Origin of the sequence: Salipiger sp. (assembly GCF_048261495.1) — a bacterium.
Lineage (GTDB): Bacteria > Pseudomonadota > Alphaproteobacteria > Rhodobacterales > Rhodobacteraceae > Salipiger.
On sequence record NZ_JBLXFX010000011.1, the window covers coordinates 23,830 to 40,886 of the forward strand.

At 68.6% G+C, this 17,057-nt stretch carries 17 protein-coding genes and 1 tRNA gene; 7 read left to right on the forward strand and 11 right to left on the reverse strand.

What is annotated here, in order from left to right:
* Nucleotides 1–245: 245 nt before the first annotated feature.
* Nucleotides 246–2,447 (forward strand): catalase/peroxidase HPI, encoded by a 2,202-nt coding sequence (katG, locus tag ACN0RJ_RS18665; RefSeq protein WP_417725236.1) that lies wholly within the window; start codon nucleotides 246–248, stop codon nucleotides 2,445–2,447.
* 167 nt (nucleotides 2,448–2,614) lie between these two features.
* Here katG and ACN0RJ_RS18670 read toward each other — a convergent pair whose 3' ends face one another.
* From ACN0RJ_RS18670 to ACN0RJ_RS18715, 10 genes are all read right to left on the reverse strand, one after another.
* The gene (locus ACN0RJ_RS18670) at nucleotides 2,615–2,863 is read right to left on the reverse strand and encodes a hypothetical protein (protein WP_417725237.1); all 249 of its coding nucleotides are present in this window, start codon (nucleotides 2,861–2,863) and stop codon (nucleotides 2,615–2,617) included.
* Nucleotides 2,860–3,057 carry a hypothetical protein gene (locus ACN0RJ_RS18675; protein WP_417725238.1) on the reverse strand — a complete coding sequence of 66 codons (198 nt, stop codon included), beginning with the start codon at nucleotides 3,055–3,057 and terminating at the stop codon, nucleotides 2,860–2,862. The genes ACN0RJ_RS18670 and ACN0RJ_RS18675 overlap by 4 nt, the downstream gene beginning before the upstream one ends.
* 261 nt (nucleotides 3,058–3,318) lie before the next feature.
* Entirely contained in the window at nucleotides 3,319–5,604 is a 2,286-nt protein-coding gene (locus ACN0RJ_RS18680) for an Orn/Lys/Arg decarboxylase N-terminal domain-containing protein (protein WP_417721609.1), read from the reverse strand.
* Between the two features lie 169 nt (nucleotides 5,605–5,773).
* Nucleotides 5,774–6,550: a sulfate/molybdate ABC transporter ATP-binding protein gene (locus ACN0RJ_RS18685; protein WP_417725239.1), complete on the reverse strand. Its 777-nt coding sequence runs from the start codon at nucleotides 6,548–6,550 to the stop codon at nucleotides 5,774–5,776.
* Nucleotides 6,551–6,566: 16 nt separating this feature from the next.
* Nucleotides 6,567–7,427: a sulfate ABC transporter permease subunit CysW gene (cysW, locus tag ACN0RJ_RS18690; protein ID WP_417725240.1), complete on the reverse strand. Its 861-nt coding sequence runs from the start codon at nucleotides 7,425–7,427 to the stop codon at nucleotides 6,567–6,569.
* Nucleotides 7,420–7,668 carry a hypothetical protein gene (locus ACN0RJ_RS18695; protein ID WP_417725241.1) on the reverse strand — a complete coding sequence of 83 codons (249 nt, stop codon included), beginning with the start codon at nucleotides 7,666–7,668 and terminating at the stop codon, nucleotides 7,420–7,422. Before ACN0RJ_RS18695 ends, cysW begins: the two co-directional genes overlap by 8 nt.
* On the reverse strand, nucleotides 7,661–8,488 hold the full coding sequence (gene cysT / locus ACN0RJ_RS18700; protein WP_417725242.1) for a sulfate ABC transporter permease subunit CysT: 828 nt from the start codon (nucleotides 8,486–8,488) through the stop codon (nucleotides 7,661–7,663). Before cysT ends, ACN0RJ_RS18695 begins: the two co-directional genes overlap by 8 nt.
* A gap of 5 nt (nucleotides 8,489–8,493) precedes the next feature.
* Complete coding sequence (locus tag ACN0RJ_RS18705) at nucleotides 8,494–9,510, reverse strand: sulfate ABC transporter substrate-binding protein (protein ID WP_417725243.1); 1,017 nt, start codon at nucleotides 9,508–9,510, stop codon at nucleotides 8,494–8,496.
* Complete coding sequence (locus ACN0RJ_RS18710) at nucleotides 9,507–9,740, reverse strand: hypothetical protein (RefSeq protein WP_417721604.1); 234 nt, start codon at nucleotides 9,738–9,740, stop codon at nucleotides 9,507–9,509. Before ACN0RJ_RS18710 ends, ACN0RJ_RS18705 begins: the two co-directional genes overlap by 4 nt.
* A gap of 176 nt (nucleotides 9,741–9,916) precedes the next feature.
* Nucleotides 9,917–10,348, reverse strand: a complete 432-nt coding sequence (locus tag ACN0RJ_RS18715; RefSeq protein WP_417725244.1) for an RrF2 family transcriptional regulator — start codon at nucleotides 10,346–10,348, stop codon at nucleotides 9,917–9,919.
* Nucleotides 10,349–10,477: 129 nt separating this feature from the next.
* On the opposite strand from ACN0RJ_RS18715, the gene ACN0RJ_RS18720 reads away from it, so the two are divergent.
* The gene (locus ACN0RJ_RS18720) at nucleotides 10,478–10,948 is read left to right on the forward strand and encodes an Lrp/AsnC family transcriptional regulator (RefSeq protein ID WP_417721602.1); all 471 of its coding nucleotides are present in this window, start codon (nucleotides 10,478–10,480) and stop codon (nucleotides 10,946–10,948) included.
* Nucleotides 10,949–11,050: 102 nt separating this feature from the next.
* On the forward strand, nucleotides 11,051–12,415 hold the full coding sequence (locus ACN0RJ_RS18725; RefSeq protein WP_417725245.1) for an FAD-dependent oxidoreductase: 1,365 nt from the start codon (nucleotides 11,051–11,053) through the stop codon (nucleotides 12,413–12,415).
* An 82-nt stretch (nucleotides 12,416–12,497) separates the two neighbouring features.
* Here the strand turns inward: ACN0RJ_RS18725 and ACN0RJ_RS18730 are convergent.
* Nucleotides 12,498–12,571: transfer RNA gene (locus ACN0RJ_RS18730), tRNA-Gly, on the reverse strand.
* A gap of 132 nt (nucleotides 12,572–12,703) precedes the next feature.
* Here ACN0RJ_RS18730 and ACN0RJ_RS18735 point away from each other — a divergent pair.
* The 4 genes from ACN0RJ_RS18735 to lysM all read left to right on the forward strand — a co-directional run bounded on the left by ACN0RJ_RS18735 (nucleotide 12,704) and on the right by lysM (nucleotide 17,030).
* Nucleotides 12,704–13,525 (forward strand): PfkB family carbohydrate kinase, encoded by an 822-nt coding sequence (locus ACN0RJ_RS18735; RefSeq protein WP_417725246.1) that lies wholly within the window; start codon nucleotides 12,704–12,706, stop codon nucleotides 13,523–13,525.
* A 3-nt stretch (nucleotides 13,526–13,528) separates the two neighbouring features.
* Nucleotides 13,529–14,614 (forward strand): methylglyoxal synthase, encoded by a 1,086-nt coding sequence (locus ACN0RJ_RS18740; RefSeq protein ID WP_417721599.1) that lies wholly within the window; start codon nucleotides 13,529–13,531, stop codon nucleotides 14,612–14,614.
* A gap of 99 nt (nucleotides 14,615–14,713) precedes the next feature.
* Nucleotides 14,714–16,510 (forward strand): ABC transporter transmembrane domain-containing protein, encoded by a 1,797-nt coding sequence (locus ACN0RJ_RS18745; RefSeq protein ID WP_417725247.1) that lies wholly within the window; start codon nucleotides 14,714–14,716, stop codon nucleotides 16,508–16,510.
* A 91-nt stretch (nucleotides 16,511–16,601) separates the two neighbouring features.
* Entirely contained in the window at nucleotides 16,602–17,030 is a 429-nt protein-coding gene (lysM, locus tag ACN0RJ_RS18750; RefSeq protein ID WP_417721597.1) for a peptidoglycan-binding protein LysM, read from the forward strand.
* Nucleotides 17,031–17,057: the final 27 nt, after the last annotated feature.

Here is a 17,057-nt window from a genome sequence, read left to right on the forward strand (position 1 = left end):
CCGCAACCAACCGTGGCGCGCATCGCGGTGCGCGACCGCTGGACGTTCGAGGGGTCATGTCCGGGCCTTCCTGCCGCTGCATCGTGATTTCGTGATGGTAGCATGGCAGAAGTGACAGGCAAAAAAAACGGGGAGCGGTCTTTGCCCCGGCCCGCGTTCGCGTAGTATCCCCGAGTCAGGAGGAGGCGCGCGCGGATCGCAGGTCCCGACGGCGCCCGGCACGATTTCGAAAAGGGAGAGAAGACATGGACGGAAACGATGGCGGTTCGATGGGCGGCTGCCCGATCGCGCACACCACCTTCTCGGCGCGGTCGAACCGCGACTGGTGGCCAGATCAGCTGAACCTCGGGATTCTGCACCAGAACCCCGCCACGGGCGATCCCATGGGGGACGGGTTCGATTACGCCGAGGCGTTCAGGGCGCTCGACCTCGCGGCGGTCAAGGCCGATCTCTACGCGCTGATGACCGACAGCCAGCCGTGGTGGCCGGCGGATTACGGCCATTACGGGCCGTTGTTCATCCGCATGGCCTGGCATTCCGCCGGGACCTATCGCACGGCGGACGGGCGGGGCGGGTCCTCCTCGGGCTCGCAACGCTTTGCGCCGCTCAATTCCTGGCCCGACAACGGCAATCTCGACAAGGCGCGGCGCCTCCTCTGGCCGGTGAAGAAGAAATACGGCCGGGCGCTGTCCTGGGCCGACCTGATGATCCTGGCCGGGAATTGCGCCATCGAATCCATGGGCGGGCGCACCTTCGGCTTCGGCGGCGGGCGCGTGGACATCTGGGAACCCGAGCAGGACATCTACTGGGGGACCGAGGCCGAGTGGCTGGCGACCTCGGACAAGCCCGGCAGCCGCTATTCCGGCGACCGTGTGCTTGAGAACCCGCTGGCCGCCGTGCAGATGGGCCTGATCTACGTGAATCCCGAAGGACCGGACGGCGTGCCCGATCCCGTCGCCTCGGGCCGCGACATCCGCGAGACCTTTGCCCGCATGGCGATGAACGACGAGGAAACCGTCGCGCTGACGGCCGGCGGCCACACCTTCGGCAAGTGCCACGGCGCGGGCGATGCCGCGCTGGTCGGGGCGGAGCCCGAGGCGGGCGAGCTCGAAGCCATGGGTTTCGGCTGGCTCAGCTCCCATGCCACGGGCAAGGGCGGCGACGCGATCACCAGCGGCATCGAAGGCGCCTGGACCCCGAACCCGACCAAGTGGGACACGGGTTATTTCGACATGCTCTTCGGCTACGAATGGGAGCTGACGAAATCTCCCGCCGGGGCGCATCAATGGGTTCCCGTGGGGGCGGATGACGCCCACAAGGCCCCCGCTGCGCATGATGCCTCGAAGAAGGTCACGACCATCATGACCACCGCCGACATGGCGATGCGGATGGATCCGATCTACGAGCCGATCTCGCGGCGCTTCCACAAGGACCCCGAGGCCCTGGCCGAGGCCTTTGCCCGGGCCTGGTTCAAGCTGACCCACCGCGACATGGGGCCGAAGGTGCGCTATCTAGGCGCCGAGGTTCCGGCGGAGGACCTGATCTGGCAGGACCCGGTGCCGGCGGTCGATCATCCGCTGGTCGGCTCCGCCGAGATCGCCGAGCTCAAGGCCAAGATCCATGCCTCGGGCCTCTCCGTGCAGCAGCTCGTGTATACCGCATGGTCCTCTGCCGCGACCTTCCGCGGTTCGGACAAGCGCGGCGGGGCGAACGGCGCCCGCATCCGGCTGGCCCCGCAGAAGGACTGGGAGGTCAACCAGCCCGGCCAGCTTGCCACGGTGCTCGACGTGCTCGACGGCATCCGGACCGCCTTCAACGCCGCGTCCGAGTCGCAGATTTCCTTGGCCGACCTGATCGTGCTCGGCGGCTGTGCCGCGGTCGAGAAGGCGGCGGCGGAAGGCGGGCACGCGGTCGAGGTGCCCTTCACCCCCGGCCGGACCGACGCGACCGAGGCGCAGACCGATGCAGAAAGCTTCGATCCGCTGGAGCCGGAGGCCGACGGCTTCCGCAACTACCTGCGCGGCGCCTACAACGTCCCGGCCGAACAGATGCTCATCGACCGGGCGCAACTGCTGACGCTGACCGCGCCCGAGATGACGGTTCTGGTCGGCGGGATGCGGGCGCTGGGCGCGACCCATGGCGGCGCGGCGCACGGCGTTCTCACCGACCGTCCCGGCGTTCTCGGGAATGATTTCTTCGTCAACCTGGTGGACATGGGCACCGGCTGGGAGAAGGCGGGCGAAGAGGGGCTCTATGTCGGACGCGACGCCACGACCGGCGCGCAGAAATGGACCGCGACGCGGGTCGACCTGGTCTTCGGGTCGAATTCGCAGCTTCGCGCCCTGTCCGAAGCCTATGCCTGCGATGATGCGGGCGAGGTCTTCGTGCAGGATTTCGTCAAGGCCTGGGTCAAGGTGATGAACGCCGACCGTTTCGATCTGGCCTGACCGGGCGGCGCGATCCGTCGCGGAGGAACAGAACCGCGTTGGGGGGCGAGCATCTGCTCGCCCCCGTCGGTTTTCGCCGATGCGTCGTCGCCCCGAGCGGGGTTGCACGCCGCCTCCGAAAGGCTGGTTTCGAGCTTGGCCATGCCGCACGCGCTCCGCGGGGCGGGCTATCCTCGGAGCCGGTGAAGAAGAAGTCGTCGATGCTCATGCGCATTTCCCCGGGACAGGGCCTCGCCGCCTTGTGCGGCGAACCGCGCGGTGAGGTCCATGGTGATGTCCAGCGGCAGTCTGTCGCCGGGCCGAACGCCCGCTTGGGCGTCAAGATCTGCCATCACATGCGCGCCGGCGAAGCCGATCGGCCGCCCGTCGTCGCGCCGCCGCCCTTCGGCCTCGGCCGTGGCGGGGATCATGTTCATACCGGGCGAACCGGGAAATTCCGCCACGAAGCGGTTGCGCGGCCGCTCGAACAACTCCGGCCGGGGGAGGCGAGCCGGGCGAACTCTCCGCCGTTCAGCGATACGTTCCGGTCGGCGAGGGTCATCGCCTCGATCTGATCGCGGGTCACGTAGATGACGGTCTTGCCGATCTGGCGGTGCAGGGTTTTCAGCACTTCCCGCCTGCCGTCGCGCACCTTCTCGAGCGCGGCGCCGAGCGCCGAGGGGTGGACCTGCCGCAGCCCGACGGGCCGACGGGGACGCGCAATTCGGCCTCGGTCACGTGTAGGTCGATGCCCTTTTCCCGCGACCTGCAACCCTGCGGGCTGGTCCGGCGGCGGGGGAGGGGGCTGTGGGACATCCTGCGCGGGACGGTGGCCGGAACCCCGCCCGGCGGGACGAGCCGAGGCCGGATCGGTTCCGGCCCCGGACCGGGATCACTCGGCAACGCAATCCGCGAAATAGCTGACCGTGCCGTCCGGCGCGACATCCTGGACGAGCCCGTGGATATCGGTTTCGAACCCCGGGCATTCGCGGGCGAATTCGCGGTTGAACTTGAGGTATTCCACGATCTTGCGGTTGAACACCTCGCCGGGGATCAGCAGCGGGATTCCGGGCGGGTAGGGAGTGACGAGGCTGGTGGTGATGCGCCCTTCGAGATCGTCGATCGGCACCCGCTGCGTGGTCCGCCGCGCGATGTGGGAAAACGCGTCGCTGGGGTTCATCGCCGGGGTGAGGTCGCTGAGGTACATTTCCGTCGACAGGATCGCCACGTCGTATTTCGCGTAGAGCGAATGCACGTGCTGGCAGAGGTCGGCCAGACCCATGCGTTCGTAGCGCGGCTGCTTGGCGCAGAACTCGGGCATGGCGCGCCAGATCGGCTGGTTCTTCGCGTAGTCGTCCTTGAACTGCTGAAGCGCGGTCAGCAGCGTGTTCCAGCGACCCTTGGTGATGCCGATGGTGAACATGATGAAGAACGAATAGAGCCCGGTCTTTTCCACCACCACGCCATGCTCGGCCAGGTACTTGGTCACGATGGAGGCGGGGATGCCGCTTTCCTCGAACCGTCCGTTGAGGTTCAGGCCCGGCGTGATGATCGTGGCCTTGATCGGGTCCAGCATGTTGAAGCCGGGCGCCATGTCGCCGAAACCGTGCCAGCTGTCTTCGCCGGTGGTCTGCACGCCGTCCGCATCCGTGCGCTTCAGCACCCAGTCCTTGGTGCGCCCGATGCCTTCCTCGGCAAGGTTCTCCGGCCCCCAGACCTGGAACCACCAGTCGTTGCCGAATTCCTCGTCGACCTTGCGCATGGCGCGGCGGAAATCGAGCGCCTCGTTGATGCTTTCCTCGACCAGGGCGGTGCCGCCCGGAGGCTCCATCATCGCCGCCGCGACGTCGCAGGACGCGATGATGCTGTACTGCGGCGAGGTCGAGGTGTGCATGAGGTAGGCTTCGTTGAACAGGTGCCGGTCGAGCTTGGTCTCCTGCGCGTCCTGCACCAGAACGTGGCTGGCCTGCGAGATCCCGGCAAGCAGCTTGTGCACCGACTGCGTGGCATAGGTGACCGACTGGCGGGTCCGTTCGCGCTTGCGCCCCATCGAGTGGAAATGGCCGTAGAACGGGTGGAAGGCGGCGTGGGGCAGCCAGGCCTCGTCGAAATGCAGGTTCTCGACATAGCCGTCGAGCAGCCCCTTGATGGTCTCGGTGTTGTAGAGCACGCCGTCATAGGTCGACTGCGTGAGGGTCATGATGCGCGGCTTGACGCTTTCCGGATCGACGCCTTCGAGCAGCGGATTGGCGCGGATCTTGGCCTTGATCGCCTCGGGTTCGAATTCGGAATGCGGGATCGGGCCGATGATGCCGAAATGGTTGCGCGTCGGCTTGAGAAAGACCGGAACCGCGCCCGTCATGATGATCGAATGCAGGATCGACTTGTGGCAGTTGCGGTCGACGACGACCACGTCGCCGGGCGCGACGGTGTGATGCCAGACCATCTTGTTGCTGGTGCTGGTGCCGTTGGTCACGAAGAAACAGTGATCGGCGTTGAAGATCCGCGCCGCGTTGCGCTCGGACGCGCCGATGGCACCGTTGTGGTCCAGAAGCTGGCCCAGTTCCTCGACCGCGTTGCAGACGTCGGCGCGCAGCATGTTCTCGCCGTAGAACTGGTGGTACATCTGTCCGATGGGCGATTTCAGGAAGGCGACGCCGCCCGAATGGCCCGGACAGTGCCAGGAATAGGAACCGTCCTCGGCGTAATCCAGAAGCTCCTTGAAGAACGGCGGCTGGATGCCTTCGAGATAGGTCTTGGCTTCGCGGATGATGTGGCGGGCGACGAATTCCGGCGTATCCTCGAACATGTGGATGAAGCCGTGCAGCTCGCGCAGGATGTCGTTGGGCAGGTGCCGCGAGGTCTTGGTCTCGCCGTAGATGTAGATCGGCACATCGGCGTTCTTCCAGCGCACTTCCTCGATGAAGTTGCGCAGGTTCAGGACCGCCGGGTCGAGTTCCGGGCCGGGGCTGAATTCCTCGTCGTCGATGGACAGGACGAAGGCGCTGGCGCGGCTCTGCTGCTGGGCGAACTGCGACAGGTCGCCGTAACTGGTGGCCCCCAGCACTTCGAAGCCTTCTTTCTCGATGGCTTCGGCCATGGCGCGGATGCCGAGGCCGGACGAGTTCTCTGAGCGGAAATCTTCGTCGATGATGACGATGGGAAAGCGGAACTTCATGTAACCCTCCTCACGGGGGAGACGCAGTGGGAGCGGGAACGGGCCCGGATGGCACCCGAACGAACACCGGGACCGAAGCGGCCCGGACCTCGGGCCGTTTGTTTCTGCTGCGGTGAGGACAGTCAAGCGTTGCCGCGCGGCCGGGCGGGGCCGCGCCGCGCGGGCGGGATCAGGAGGCGACGTGCAGGTAGCCCTGCGCGGGCGCCTGCGGCACCGGGGCCGGGTCGCGCCGCCCGACGAATCCGCGCACGAATTCGGTGGCGGGGTTGCGGGTGATCTCGGCGGGAGAGCCGACCTGTTCGATCCGGCCCATGGACATCACCGCGACCAGGTCGGCGAGGCTCAGCGCCTCGTCCTGGTCGTGGGTCACGAAGATGGTGGTGAGGCCGGTGGCATCGTGGATCTCGCGCAGGCCTGCGCGCAACTCGCGCCGCACGCTGGCATCGAGCGCGCCGAAGGGTTCGTCGAGCAGCAGCATCCGCGGTTCCGTCGCCAGCGCACGGGCCAGGGCAACGCGCTGACGCTGGCCGCCGGACAGCTGCGTCGGGTAGCGCTTGGCGATCTGCGGCAACTGGATCAGGTCCAGAAGCCGCGAGACCCGGCGGCCGATCTCGGCCTCGGTCGGGCGCGCGGCGCGGGGACGGGCGCGCAGGCCGTAGGCGATGTTCTCGAACACCGTCATGTGGCGGAACAGGGCATAGCTCTGGAACACGAAGCCGGTGCGGCGGGCCTGCACGGTCATGCCGGTGGCGTCCGTCCCGTCGAACAGAATGCGCCCGGAGGTCGGTGCCTCGAGCCCCGCGACGATGCGCAGCAGGGTGGTCTTTCCCGACCCCGAGGGGCCGAGCAGCGAGACCATCGCGCCCGACGGGATGGCGAGGGATACCGGGTGCAGCGCGGTCGTGCCGGCAAAGCTCTTGGCGATGTCTTCGATCTCGATATGCATGGGGGCCTCCTATGGGTCAATGGCGGCGGGTGGCGGCGAGCAGGTCCGCGTGGCGCCATTCGAGCAGGGATTTCAGGGCAAGGGTGAGCAGCGCCAGCGCCGCCAGCAGGGCCGCCATGGAAAAGGCGGCGGTCGAGAGATATTCGTTGTAGAGCATCTCGATCATGATCGGCATGGTCGTGGTCTGGCCCCGGATCTTGCCGGAGACCACGGCCACCGCACCGAATTCGCCCATGGCGCGGGCGTTGCACAGCAGCACGCCGTAAAGCAACGCCCAGCGGACGTTCGGCAGGGTGACGGTCCGCACCATGTGCCAGCCCGAGGCGCCGAGGGTCAGCGCGGCCTCTTCCTCGGCGCGGCCCTGTTCGCTCATCACCGGGATCAGTTCGCGGGCGATGAACGGAAAGGTGATGAACAGCGTGGCAAGCAGGATGCCGGGCACGGCAAAGACGATACGGATCTCGTGCGCCTGAAGCCAGGCGCCGAACAGGCCGTGCGAGCCGTAGAGCAGCACCAGCGCCAGGCCAGCCACCACCGGCGAGACCGAGAACGGCAGGTCGATCAGCGAGATCAGCAGCGCCTTGCCGCGAAAGTCGAACTTGGCGATGGCCCAGGCCGCGGCAAAGCCGACGACCGCGTTCAGCGGGATGGCGATGGCGGCGACCGTCACGGTGAGCGTGATCGCCGAACGGGCCTCGGGCTGCACCAGCGCCGTCAGCGCGGCGCCCGCGCCATCGCGCAGGGCCTCGGCAAAGACCACGGCGAGCGGCGCCAGCAGAAGGACGGCGGTCAGCGCGATCACGACGGTGGTCAGCGCCAGCCGCGCGGCGCGGGGTTCGGTGATGACGCGGGGCGGGGCGAAGGCATGGTCAGCCATGGCTGCGGCCCTCGCGAAACCGGGGCGCCTGCCTCGGGGTCCCGGTTTCCGAAAAGAGCGCCAGCAGAACCGCCGCCGGCATCCCGAGCCAGACCGCCGCCAGCAGCCAGGCGCCGGCGCCGGAGGCGTGCAGGATCAGCATCGCGGCCAGGGCGATGGCGCCGAACAGCGCCGTGACGGCAAGGCCGGAGCCCGGCGGCAGACGGCCTTCGCGGCGATGGAGGGGGGCCTTGTCAGACATGTCCGATCCTTCTGCGGTTCCAGACCTGGGTGGCGTTGATGACGAGCAGCATCGAGAACGAGATGCCCAGCATGGCAAGGCCGATGGCGGCGGCGGCGTCGTAGTGGTATTCCTCCAGCCGGATGACGATCAGCAGGGGTGCGATCTCGGTCCGGTTGGGCAGATTGCCCGCGATGAAGATGACCGAGCCGTATTCCCCGACCGACCGCGCGAGCGCGAGGGCGAAGCCCGTCGTCAGCGCCGGGGCGAGGGTGGGCAGCACCACCCGGCGCAGGGTGCGCAGCCGGGAGGCGCCGAGCGTGGCCGAGGCTTCTTCCCACTCCGGGTCGATCTCGTCGATCACCGGCTGGACGGTGCGCACCACGAAGGGCAGGCCGACAAAGACCAGCGCCAGCCAGATGCCCGCCTCGGTATAGGCGATGCGGATGCCGAGCGGTTCCAGCAGCCCGCCGAACACGCCGCTCGGGGCGTAGAGCGTGGTGAGCGCGATGCCCGCCACGGCGGTCGGCAGGGCGAAGGGCAGGTCGACGGCGGCGTCGATCAGGCGCCGTCCCGGGAACCGGTAGCGGGTCAGCACCCAGGCCAGCGCCAGCCCGAACACCAGATTGAAGGCCGAGGCAACCAGCGCCGCGCGGAACGACAGCGCCAGCGCCGCCCCCACCCGCGACGAGGCGAGGTGACCGGCAAGCTCTGCCGGCCCCATCGCCACGCCGCGCCCGATCAGCGCCCCGAGCGGCAGCAGCACCACGATCCCGAGCGCGGCGAGCAGCACGCCCATGCCAAGGCCGAAGCCCGGCAGCGGAGAGGACGACGGCCGCATCCCGCTCACTCCGAGTAGATCTGGTCGAAGACGCCGCCTTCGCCGAAGAAGGCGGGCTGCGCCTTGGTCCAGCCGCCGAAATCGGCGATCGTGACCAGGTCGAGCGCGGGGAAGCGGTTGATGTCCTCGTCCGTCGCCGCAGAAGTGTCGCGGGCGCGATAATGGTGCCGGAGCGCCAGCGCCTGCGCCTCGGGGCTGTAGAGATGCTCCAGATAGCCCTGCGCCGCGGCGCGCTGTTCCTCATCGCGGATGTTGCCCTCGACCAGGGCGACCGGCGGTTCCGCCAGGATCGAGATCGACGGCACCACGATGTCGAACTTGTCGTCACCCAGTTCGTCGAGGGCGAGGAAGGCCTCGTTTTCCCAGGCGAGGAGGACGTCGCCGACACCGCGCTGGGTGAAGGTCGTGGTGGCCCCCCGCGCCCCGGTGTCGAGCACCGGAACGTGCTTGTAGAGATCGGTGACGAAGGCGCGGGCGCTGTCCTCGGTCCCGCCGGGTTGCTTGAGCGCCCAGCCCCAGGCCGCGAGGAAATTCCACCGCGCCCCGCCCGAGGTCTTGGGGTTGGGGGTGACGACCTGCACGTCTCCGGCGATCAGGTCGCCCCAGTCGGAGATGCCCTTCGGGTTCCCCTCGCGCACCAGGAACACGATGGTCGAGGTATAGGGCGCGGAATTGTGGGCGAGCTTGCCCTCCCAATCCGCGGGGACCGCCTTGCTGTTGGCGGCGATGGCGTCGATGTCCGAGGCCAGCGCCAGCGTGACCACCTGCGCGTCGAGCCCGTCGATCACCGCGCGCGCCTGCGCCCCGGAGCCGCCGTGGCTTTGTTCGATGGTGACCGGCGGGTGCCCCTGTTCCTGCCACCAGGCCGTGAACATCGCATTGTAATCGCGGTAGAATTCCCGGGTCGGGTCATAGGAGACGTTGAGCAGGCGGGTGTCGGCATGAAGCGGACCGGCCAGCGCTCCGCCGACCGCGAGAGCGGCGGCGAGGGTCGTCGCGCGCAGAAAACGGGCATGTGTCATGACAGGTAATCCTCGATGGGAGAGTGGCGTGCCGGGTCGACGGGGACGATCTGGACCCGCCAGCGGGACGGGTCGCGGTTGCGCATCAGGTCGCGGGCGGTCTCGGTCGCGTTGCGGGAGAACACGGTGAGCACCGAGTCGCCGAGCCGCAGCGGCTTGCCGCTGGTGCGGCAGACGACGCGAAGCTGGTTGATACCGGCCTGCGCGGCCATGGACGGGAAGCGGGACATTGCGGACCTCCTTTCGGGCGGGCGGTCGGAAAGATCGCCCATGTCCATAATGTCTACCGAGTTAGTCGTTATTTAAAGAGAATGCTTTTCATCTTGTCGCCCCCGGCCGGAGAAGAATTTTCTCCGCCTCCATGCGGCGACGGCCCCGATCCCGGCGCCGCGCGGACGCGAATTCGTCAACCCTCTGCAATACCGGGCGTTTTGAGAAGATCCGCGAGGGTGAGGGATTCGATCAGCAGCAGGTAGCTGTAGAAGACATCGGCAAAGACCCGGCGCAGTTGGCAGCTTGCCTCGTCTTCGCAGTCGTCGCATTTGCGGTAGGCGCGGCGCGACAGGCAGGGCAGGGGGGCGATGGGTCCGTCGATCTGCCGCAGCATTTCCCCCAGCGAGATCTTGTCGGGATCGCGGATCAGGAAATAGCCGCCCGCGCGCCCGCGCTTGGCGCCGACATATCCGGCGCGGCGCATGTCCAGCAGGATATGTTCGAGGAATCGCTTCGGGGCGCCGGAACGGTTCGCCACGTCTTCGATCGTCAGCGCCGCGCCCTTGTCGGCGGCGCCCAGAGCCATCAACGCCTTGAGGGCGTATTTCGTCTTCTGAGTGATCATTCCCCAGCAGTAATCTTCCGAATATCTCCTGACAAGGTCGTGTTTAGGCTTATCACGATAAAGACAGTAGACATTTTGTGTTTTTAAGGCATTCTCGCCGCGACCCCGTTTCAGCTTCCGGAGGATGGATTGGAACTCGACCGCATCGACCGCAGGATCATCGCGGCCCTCATGGCGGATGCCACGGTGCCCCTGGCGCGGCTTGCCGATCGCGTGGGGCTGTCGCAGACGCCCTGCTGGAAGCGCGTGCGCAAATTGCAGGAGGCCGGGGTGATCCGCGCCCGCGTCGCGCTGGTCGATCCGGAGCATCTGGGCCTGGGGCTGACGGTCTTTGCCGGTGTCTCGGCCCCGGATCAGAGCGCCGACTGGCACAGCCGCTTTGCCGAGGTGACGGCCGCGATTCCCGAGATCATGGACGCCTACCAGCTTGCCGGAAGCTATGACTACGTGCTGCGCATCGTGGTCAGGGACATGGCCGATTTCGAGCGTGTCCGCCAAGGCCTGACCGAGGCGATCCCGGTGCGCAGCCTGACCGCGCAATTCGCGCTGAAGCGGCTCAAATCCGCGACCGCCCTGCCCATCGACGTGCAGTCGCACTGAGGCGCGCTCCGGTCGTCGCCGGCCCCCGCGATGCCGGTGCTGGCAAAGCACCGGTGGTTCGTGGCAGTCAGACAGGGTCCAGCCCGTGCCGGAGGAGCCCGCATGACCGCCTTCATTTCCGAACCCGCGCGGCAGACGCCCGTGATCCACGAAACCGACGTGCTGGTGGTCGGTTCGGGGCCCGGCGGGCTTGCCGCGGCGCTGGCGGCGGCGCGTTGCGGCGTCTCGGTGACCCTGCTGGAGCGGTTCGGCTGTTTCGGCGGCAACATCACGGTGGTCGGCGTCGAAGGCTTTGCCTGGTATCGCCACGAGGCGACGGTGGAGGCCGGTGGCATCGGACTCGAATTCGAGGAACGCGCCAAGGCCATGGGCGCCGCGGTGCCGGAGAGCCAGTCGCTCAGCTACGAACTGGACAGCGAGGGATTCAAGCTGGTCGCCGACCGTCTCGTCGAAGAGGCGGGGATACACCCCATGCTGCACCGCCAGTTCGTCGCGCCGATCATGGACGGCGACGCCATCACCGGCGTGATCGTGGAATCCAAGGCCGGGCGCGAGGCGATCCTTGCGCGGCGGGTGGTGGACGCCACGGGCGATGCCGATGTCGCGCACCGGGCGGGGGCACCGACCCGCACGACGCCGGTCGAACGGATGCAGGCCGCCAGCGTCATGTTCCACCTGGCCGGGATCGACAAGGCGGCGTTCATGGCCGGGGTGCGGGCCGATCCGCAGACCTACCGCGACTGGTCGTCCGGCGAATGGCAGGTCGAGACCGACGGCAAGGAAGACGCGATGTTCTCGCCCTTCCTGCGCAAGCCCTTCGAGCAGGCGGCGCGCGACGGGGTGATTCCGGCGCATCTCGATACCATCGGCGGTACATGGGGCGCGGTGCATGACAGCGGCGAGATGACCTACATGAACCTCGTGCATCTTGCCGGCTGCGACGGCACGGACCCGGACAGCCTGACCCGGTTCGAGATCGAAGGCAGGCGGCAGGCGATGCATGCGATCGCGGCACTGAACCGCTACACGCCGGGCTGCGAAGGGGCGCGGCTGCGCAATTTCGGCATGTCGATCGGCATCCGGGACACCCGCAAGATCGACGCGCTCTACAACATGACCGAAGCGGACGTGCGCGGGCAGGGGCGCTTCGGGGACAGCATCGGCATCTACCCGGAGTTCATCGACGGCTACGGCATCCTGATCCTGCCGACCACCGGGCGGTACATGCAGATCCCCTACCGCTCGCTGCTGCCGGGCGGCGTGCGCAATCTGATCGTCGCCGGGCGCGCGACCGGGGGCGACCGCATCTCCCATGCCGCGACGCGCAACATGGCCTGCTGTGCCGTCACCGGGCAGGGGGCGGGCGTCGCGGCGGCGCTGTCTGTGCAGCGTGGCTGCGACCTGCGGGAGGTCGACATCGGCGAATTGCAGGCCGGGATCCGGGCACAGGGTGTCCGCATCGACTAGCGCTCGGCGCCGCGCGGCAAGCGGTCGGCACATAGGACCCTGCCCTTCCGGGCGGGGGCGGTATAGGATCGATCGGAGGGATTGGAGCGGGCGACGGGAATCGAACCCGTATCATCAGCTTGGAAGGCTGAGGTCTTACCATTACACAACGCCCGCAGGGCAGGGAGATGGGTAGTTCATGGGAAAACCGGGGTCAAGTCGGATGTTGGACATGCCGTCGGGGCGCCCGTGCCCCGGTCCGCAATGGTTCGCCGCCGGTGATGCGCCCGCGCGGCGGGGAGGCTGAGCATGGCGCGCATCCTGGCCCTGTCGAGCTGGGTGGCACATGGCCACGTCGGGCTGTCGGCGGCGGTTCCCGCGCTGCAGGCGCTGGGCCACGAGGTCACACCGTTGCCCATGACCATCCTGTCCAACCATCCGGGCTGGCCGCATGTGGCGGGCGCGCCGCTGCCCTGCGACCAGCTCGGCGCGATGATCGAGGCGCTGGACCGCAACGGCTGGCTTGCGGGCGTCGAGGCGGTGCTGACCGGCTACATGCCGACCCCGGATCACGTCGACCTTGCCGCCGCGCTGATCCGACGCCTCTGCCGCAGCCGGCCGGTGCCCCGGGTGATCGTGGACCCGGTTCTGGGGGACCTCCCGAAGGGGCTCTACGTCCCCGTCGCGGTGGCCGAAGCGGTGCGCGACCGGTTGGTGCCGCTGGCAGACACCCTGACGCCGAACGCCTTCGAACTCGGCTGGCTGACCGGCGAGGCGGTCGGCACGCTCGAGGCGGTGCAGGTGGCGGCGGCGGGGCTGTTCCCCTCGGCGCCCGCCCAGACCGTGCTCGTCACCTCCGCCCCGGCGCCGGAGGGCTGGATCGGCACGCTGTCAGTCTCGCGTCACGCGGCGCTGTCCTGGGCGACGCCGCGCCGCGACGGCGTGCCAAACGGGGTCGGAGACGTGCTCTCGGGGCTGATCGCCGCCGGGCTTCCCGCCGGGGCCGCGCTGGGCCACCTGTCGACGCTGATCGAAGCCAGCCTCGGCGCGCCGCACCTGCGCATCGTCGAGAGCGCATCCGACTGGACCCGCGCCGCGCCGCTGCACCCGCAATCCCTTCCGGAGATCTGATCCATGGCTTTTGACTTCATCCTGATGCTGACGGCGGACGACCGCACCATCCCGGACGCGCGCGCCCGGCTGGAGGAGGCGCTGGAGGGCGGGGCGCGCCACATCGGCTTCAAGGACGTGGGCCTGCCGCTTGCCGAGCTGAAGGGCCTGGCCGACGCGATCCGCAACGCCGGGGGGCGGTCCTATCTCGAAGTGGTGAGCCTCGATGCAGAAAGCGAAATGGCCTCGGCGCGGGCGGCCATCGACCTCGACGTGGATTGCCTGTTGGGCGGCACCCGCGCCGAGGAGGTGACGCGGCTCACCCGCAACCATCCGCTGCGCTACTACCCGTTTCCGGGGCGGATCACCGGCCACCCCTCCGTGCTCGAAGGTCCGGCGGAGGCGATCGTCGCCTCGGCCCGGCACCTTGCGGAGCTGGAGCACGTGCACGGGCTGGACCTGCTGGCCTACCGCTTCGCGGGCGATGTGCCGGGGCTGATGACGCAGGTCTGCGCGGCGGTGGAAAAACCCGTCATCATGGCCGGGAGCATCGACAGCGAAGCCCGCGTGCGCGAGGTGGCCGGCGCCGGGGCTGCGGGGTTCACCGTCGGCACCGCGGCGCTGGCCGGTGCCTTTCCGGCCGATCAGCCGGGATTCGCCGCGCAGGTGCGCGCCATTCTTGCCATGACGACGCGGGGGCGGGCGGTCTCCACCAGCCCGCGGCGGATCGCGCTCGCGGCGCATGACACCCGCAAGGCGCATCTGCGGGCCTGGGTCAGCCGCCATGCCCGCGCGCTGGAGGGGCACCAGCTGATCTGCACCGGCGGCACCGGTCGGATGATCGCCGGGGCGAATCCGGCGCTGACCATCAAGCGGTTGCAGCGGGGCAGCCGGGGCGGCGACCAGCAGCTCGGCGCGCTGATCGCGACCGGGGAACTCGACGCGGTGATCTTCTTTGCCGACCCGACCCTGCCGCATGGCGGGGATTCCGACCTGCAGGCGCTGACCCGGCTGGCGATCCTGCACGACACGCCGCTGGCGCTCGGGCCGTCCTCGGCCGACATGGTGACGGCGGCGCTGCTGGGAGAGACGGGGCGCGCGGGGTACTGAGGCGCCGCAGAGCGCGGCGTTCCGGCCCGTGCGGCAACGCGTGACTTGACCCCTGCGCCCGGCATGGCACAAACGCGCGGCACATGAACAGGAGAGAGCATGGCCCACGGAAACCCGGCAACCGCCGTCGCGGAGGAGCGCGGCAAGTCGCGCCGACTGGGCTCGCTGGCGGACCTCTGGCCGTTCATGGCGCCCTATCGCGGCATGATCGTCCTGGCCACGCTGGCGCTGATGCTCACGGCGGCGGTCTCCCTGACCCTGCCGCTGGCGGTGCGCCGCGTGGTCGACAATTTCAACGCCGAGGACGGTCTGCTCGACCTCTACTTCGGCGCGGCGCTGGCCATCGCGGCGCTGCTGGCCGTCGGCACGGCGCTGCGCTACGCGCTGGTCACGCGGCTGGGCGAACGGGTGGTGGCCGACATCCGCAAGGCGGTGTTCGACCGGGTGATCGGCCTGTCTCCGGTCTTTTACGAGAACGTCATGACCGGCGAGGTGCTGAGCCGCATCACCACCGACACCACGCTGATCCAGTCGGTCATCGGTTCCTCGGTGTCGATCGCGCTGCGCAACGCGCTCATGTTCCTCGGCGGGCTGGTGCTGATGCTGTTCACCTCGGCCAAGCTGACGGGCATGGTGCTGTTGCTGGTGCCGGTGGTGATCGTGCCGATCCTCACGCTGGGGCGGAAGCTGCGCAAGCTCTCGCGCGAGAACCAGGACTGGATCGCCGCCTCCTCGGGCAATGCGGCCGAGGCGCTTTCGGCGGTGCAGACCGTGCAGGCCTACACGCACGAGACGATCTCGCGCGCGGCCTTCGGAGAGGTCACCGAAAAGGCCTTCGACGCCGCGCGGCGCAGGCTCTGGACCCGCGCGCTGATGACCGCAATCGTGATCTTTCTGGTCTTTACCGGGGTGGTCTGCGTGCTCTGGATCGGAGCCTGGGACGTGCGGGCCGGAGAGATGAGCGCCGGGGCGCTGGTGCAGTTCGTGATCTATTCGGTGATGGTGGCGGGGGCCGTCGCCTCGCTGTCCGAAATCTTCGGCGAGCTTCAGCGCGCGGCGGGGGCGACCGAACGGCTGGTGGAACTGCTTCAGGTCGAGGATGCCGTGCAGGACCCGGCAGAGCCTCGGGCCCTGCCCGAGCCGGTGCGCGGCGAGATCGTCTTCGACGGCGTCACCTTCTCCTACCCGTCGCGCCCCGGCGTCCGGGCGCTGGATGCCATCGACCTGGTGATCCGGCCGGGCGAGACCGTGGCGCTGGTCGGCCCGTCGGGCGCGGGCAAGACCACCATCGTGCAGATGATCCAGCGGTTCTACGATCCCGACGGCGGCACCGTGCGCCTTGACGGGCTGGCCCTGACCGGGCTGAGCCGCGATGCCTTCCGCAAGCACATGGCGCTGGTGCCGCAGGACCCGGTGATCTTTGCCGCAACCGCCCGCGACAACATCCGTTTCGGCCGCCCCGATGCCACCGATGCCGAGATCGAGGCGGCGGCGCGCGCGGCCGCGGCCCACGATTTCATCGCGGCGCTGCCGGACGGCTACGGCACCGGGCTGGGCGAGCGCGGGGTGATGCTGTCGGGCGGGCAGAAACAGCGCATCGCCATCGCCCGCGCGATCCTGCGCGATGCGCCCGTGCTGCTGCTGGACGAGGCGACCTCGGCGCTGGACGCGGAAAGCGAACGGGCGGTGCAGCAGGCGGTGGACCGGCTGGCCGAAGGGCGCACCACGATCATCGTCGCGCACCGGCTGGCGACGGTAAAGAAGGCCGACCGCATCGTGGTGATGGAAAACGGGCGCATCGTGGCGCAGGGCGGTCATGACGCGCTGGTGGCCGAGGGCGGCCTCTACGCGCGGCTGGCCCGGCTTCAGTTCACCGACGGCATGGCGGCGGAATAGCGCGGTCGCGCGGCGCGGGCCGGGTCTTTCCCCTTGCCCCGCCGGGCGGCTGCCGTGACACTGGCAGGGCATTGAACGGAGGATGGATGTCATGGGCCTTTTCAACTTCTGGAAGAAATCCGGAAAATCCCTGGTGGGCGGCGGCGATGCGGCGCCCACGGCCGAAGTGCTGAAGAAGGAGGTCGCCGACCTCGGTCTCAAGGCGGATGGCGTGGACATCACCGTCGAGGGCGACAAGGTGACGGTGTCGGGCGGATCGCTGACCCCGGCCGAACGCGAGAAGGTCATCCTTGCGGTCGGCAATGTCGAGGGCGTGGCCGAGGTCGAGGCCGAGGAAGCGTCGGACGCGGTGTTCCACACGGTCGAAAAGGGCGATTCGCTCTGGAAGATCGCGGAGAAGACGCTGGGCAACGGCGCGCGCTACCAGGAGATCTTCGAGGCCAACAAGCCGATGCTGAGCGACCCGGACAAGATCTATCCCGGTCAGGTGCTGCGCATCCCGACCGAGGCCGCGGCCTGAGCCGCGCGTTCCGGAACGTGGCGTCAC

Bases quoted from the DNA above. Each gene is read 5' to 3' on its own strand.
- katG (WP_417725236.1), top strand. From the start codon at position 246: ATGGACGGAAACGATGGCGGTTCGATGGGCGGCTGCCCGATCGCGCAC.
- ACN0RJ_RS18670 (WP_417725237.1), bottom strand. From the start codon at position 2,863: ATGAACATGATCCCCGCCACGGCCGAGGCCGAAGGGCGGCGGCGCGAC.
- ACN0RJ_RS18680 (WP_417721609.1), bottom strand. From the start codon at position 5,604: ATGAAGTTCCGCTTTCCCATCGTCATCATCGACGAAGATTTCCGCTCA.
- ACN0RJ_RS18685 (WP_417725239.1), bottom strand. From the start codon at position 6,550: ATGCATATCGAGATCGAAGACATCGCCAAGAGCTTTGCCGGCACGACC.
- cysW (WP_417725240.1), bottom strand. From the start codon at position 7,427: ATGGCTGACCATGCCTTCGCCCCGCCCCGCGTCATCACCGAACCCCGC.
- ACN0RJ_RS18695 (WP_417725241.1), bottom strand. From the start codon at position 7,668: ATGTCTGACAAGGCCCCCCTCCATCGCCGCGAAGGCCGTCTGCCGCCG.
- cysT (WP_417725242.1), bottom strand. From the start codon at position 8,488: ATGCGGCCGTCGTCCTCTCCGCTGCCGGGCTTCGGCCTTGGCATGGGC.
- ACN0RJ_RS18705 (WP_417725243.1), bottom strand. From the start codon at position 9,510: ATGACACATGCCCGTTTTCTGCGCGCGACGACCCTCGCCGCCGCTCTC.
- ACN0RJ_RS18710 (WP_417721604.1), bottom strand. From the start codon at position 9,740: ATGTCCCGCTTCCCGTCCATGGCCGCGCAGGCCGGTATCAACCAGCTT.
- ACN0RJ_RS18715 (WP_417725244.1), bottom strand. From the start codon at position 10,348: ATGATCACTCAGAAGACGAAATACGCCCTCAAGGCGTTGATGGCTCTG.
- ACN0RJ_RS18725 (WP_417725245.1), top strand. From the start codon at position 11,051: ATGACCGCCTTCATTTCCGAACCCGCGCGGCAGACGCCCGTGATCCAC.
- ACN0RJ_RS18735 (WP_417725246.1), top strand. From the start codon at position 12,704: ATGGCGCGCATCCTGGCCCTGTCGAGCTGGGTGGCACATGGCCACGTC.
- ACN0RJ_RS18740 (WP_417721599.1), top strand. From the start codon at position 13,529: ATGGCTTTTGACTTCATCCTGATGCTGACGGCGGACGACCGCACCATC.
- ACN0RJ_RS18745 (WP_417725247.1), top strand. From the start codon at position 14,714: ATGGCCCACGGAAACCCGGCAACCGCCGTCGCGGAGGAGCGCGGCAAG.
- lysM (WP_417721597.1), top strand. From the start codon at position 16,602: ATGGGCCTTTTCAACTTCTGGAAGAAATCCGGAAAATCCCTGGTGGGC.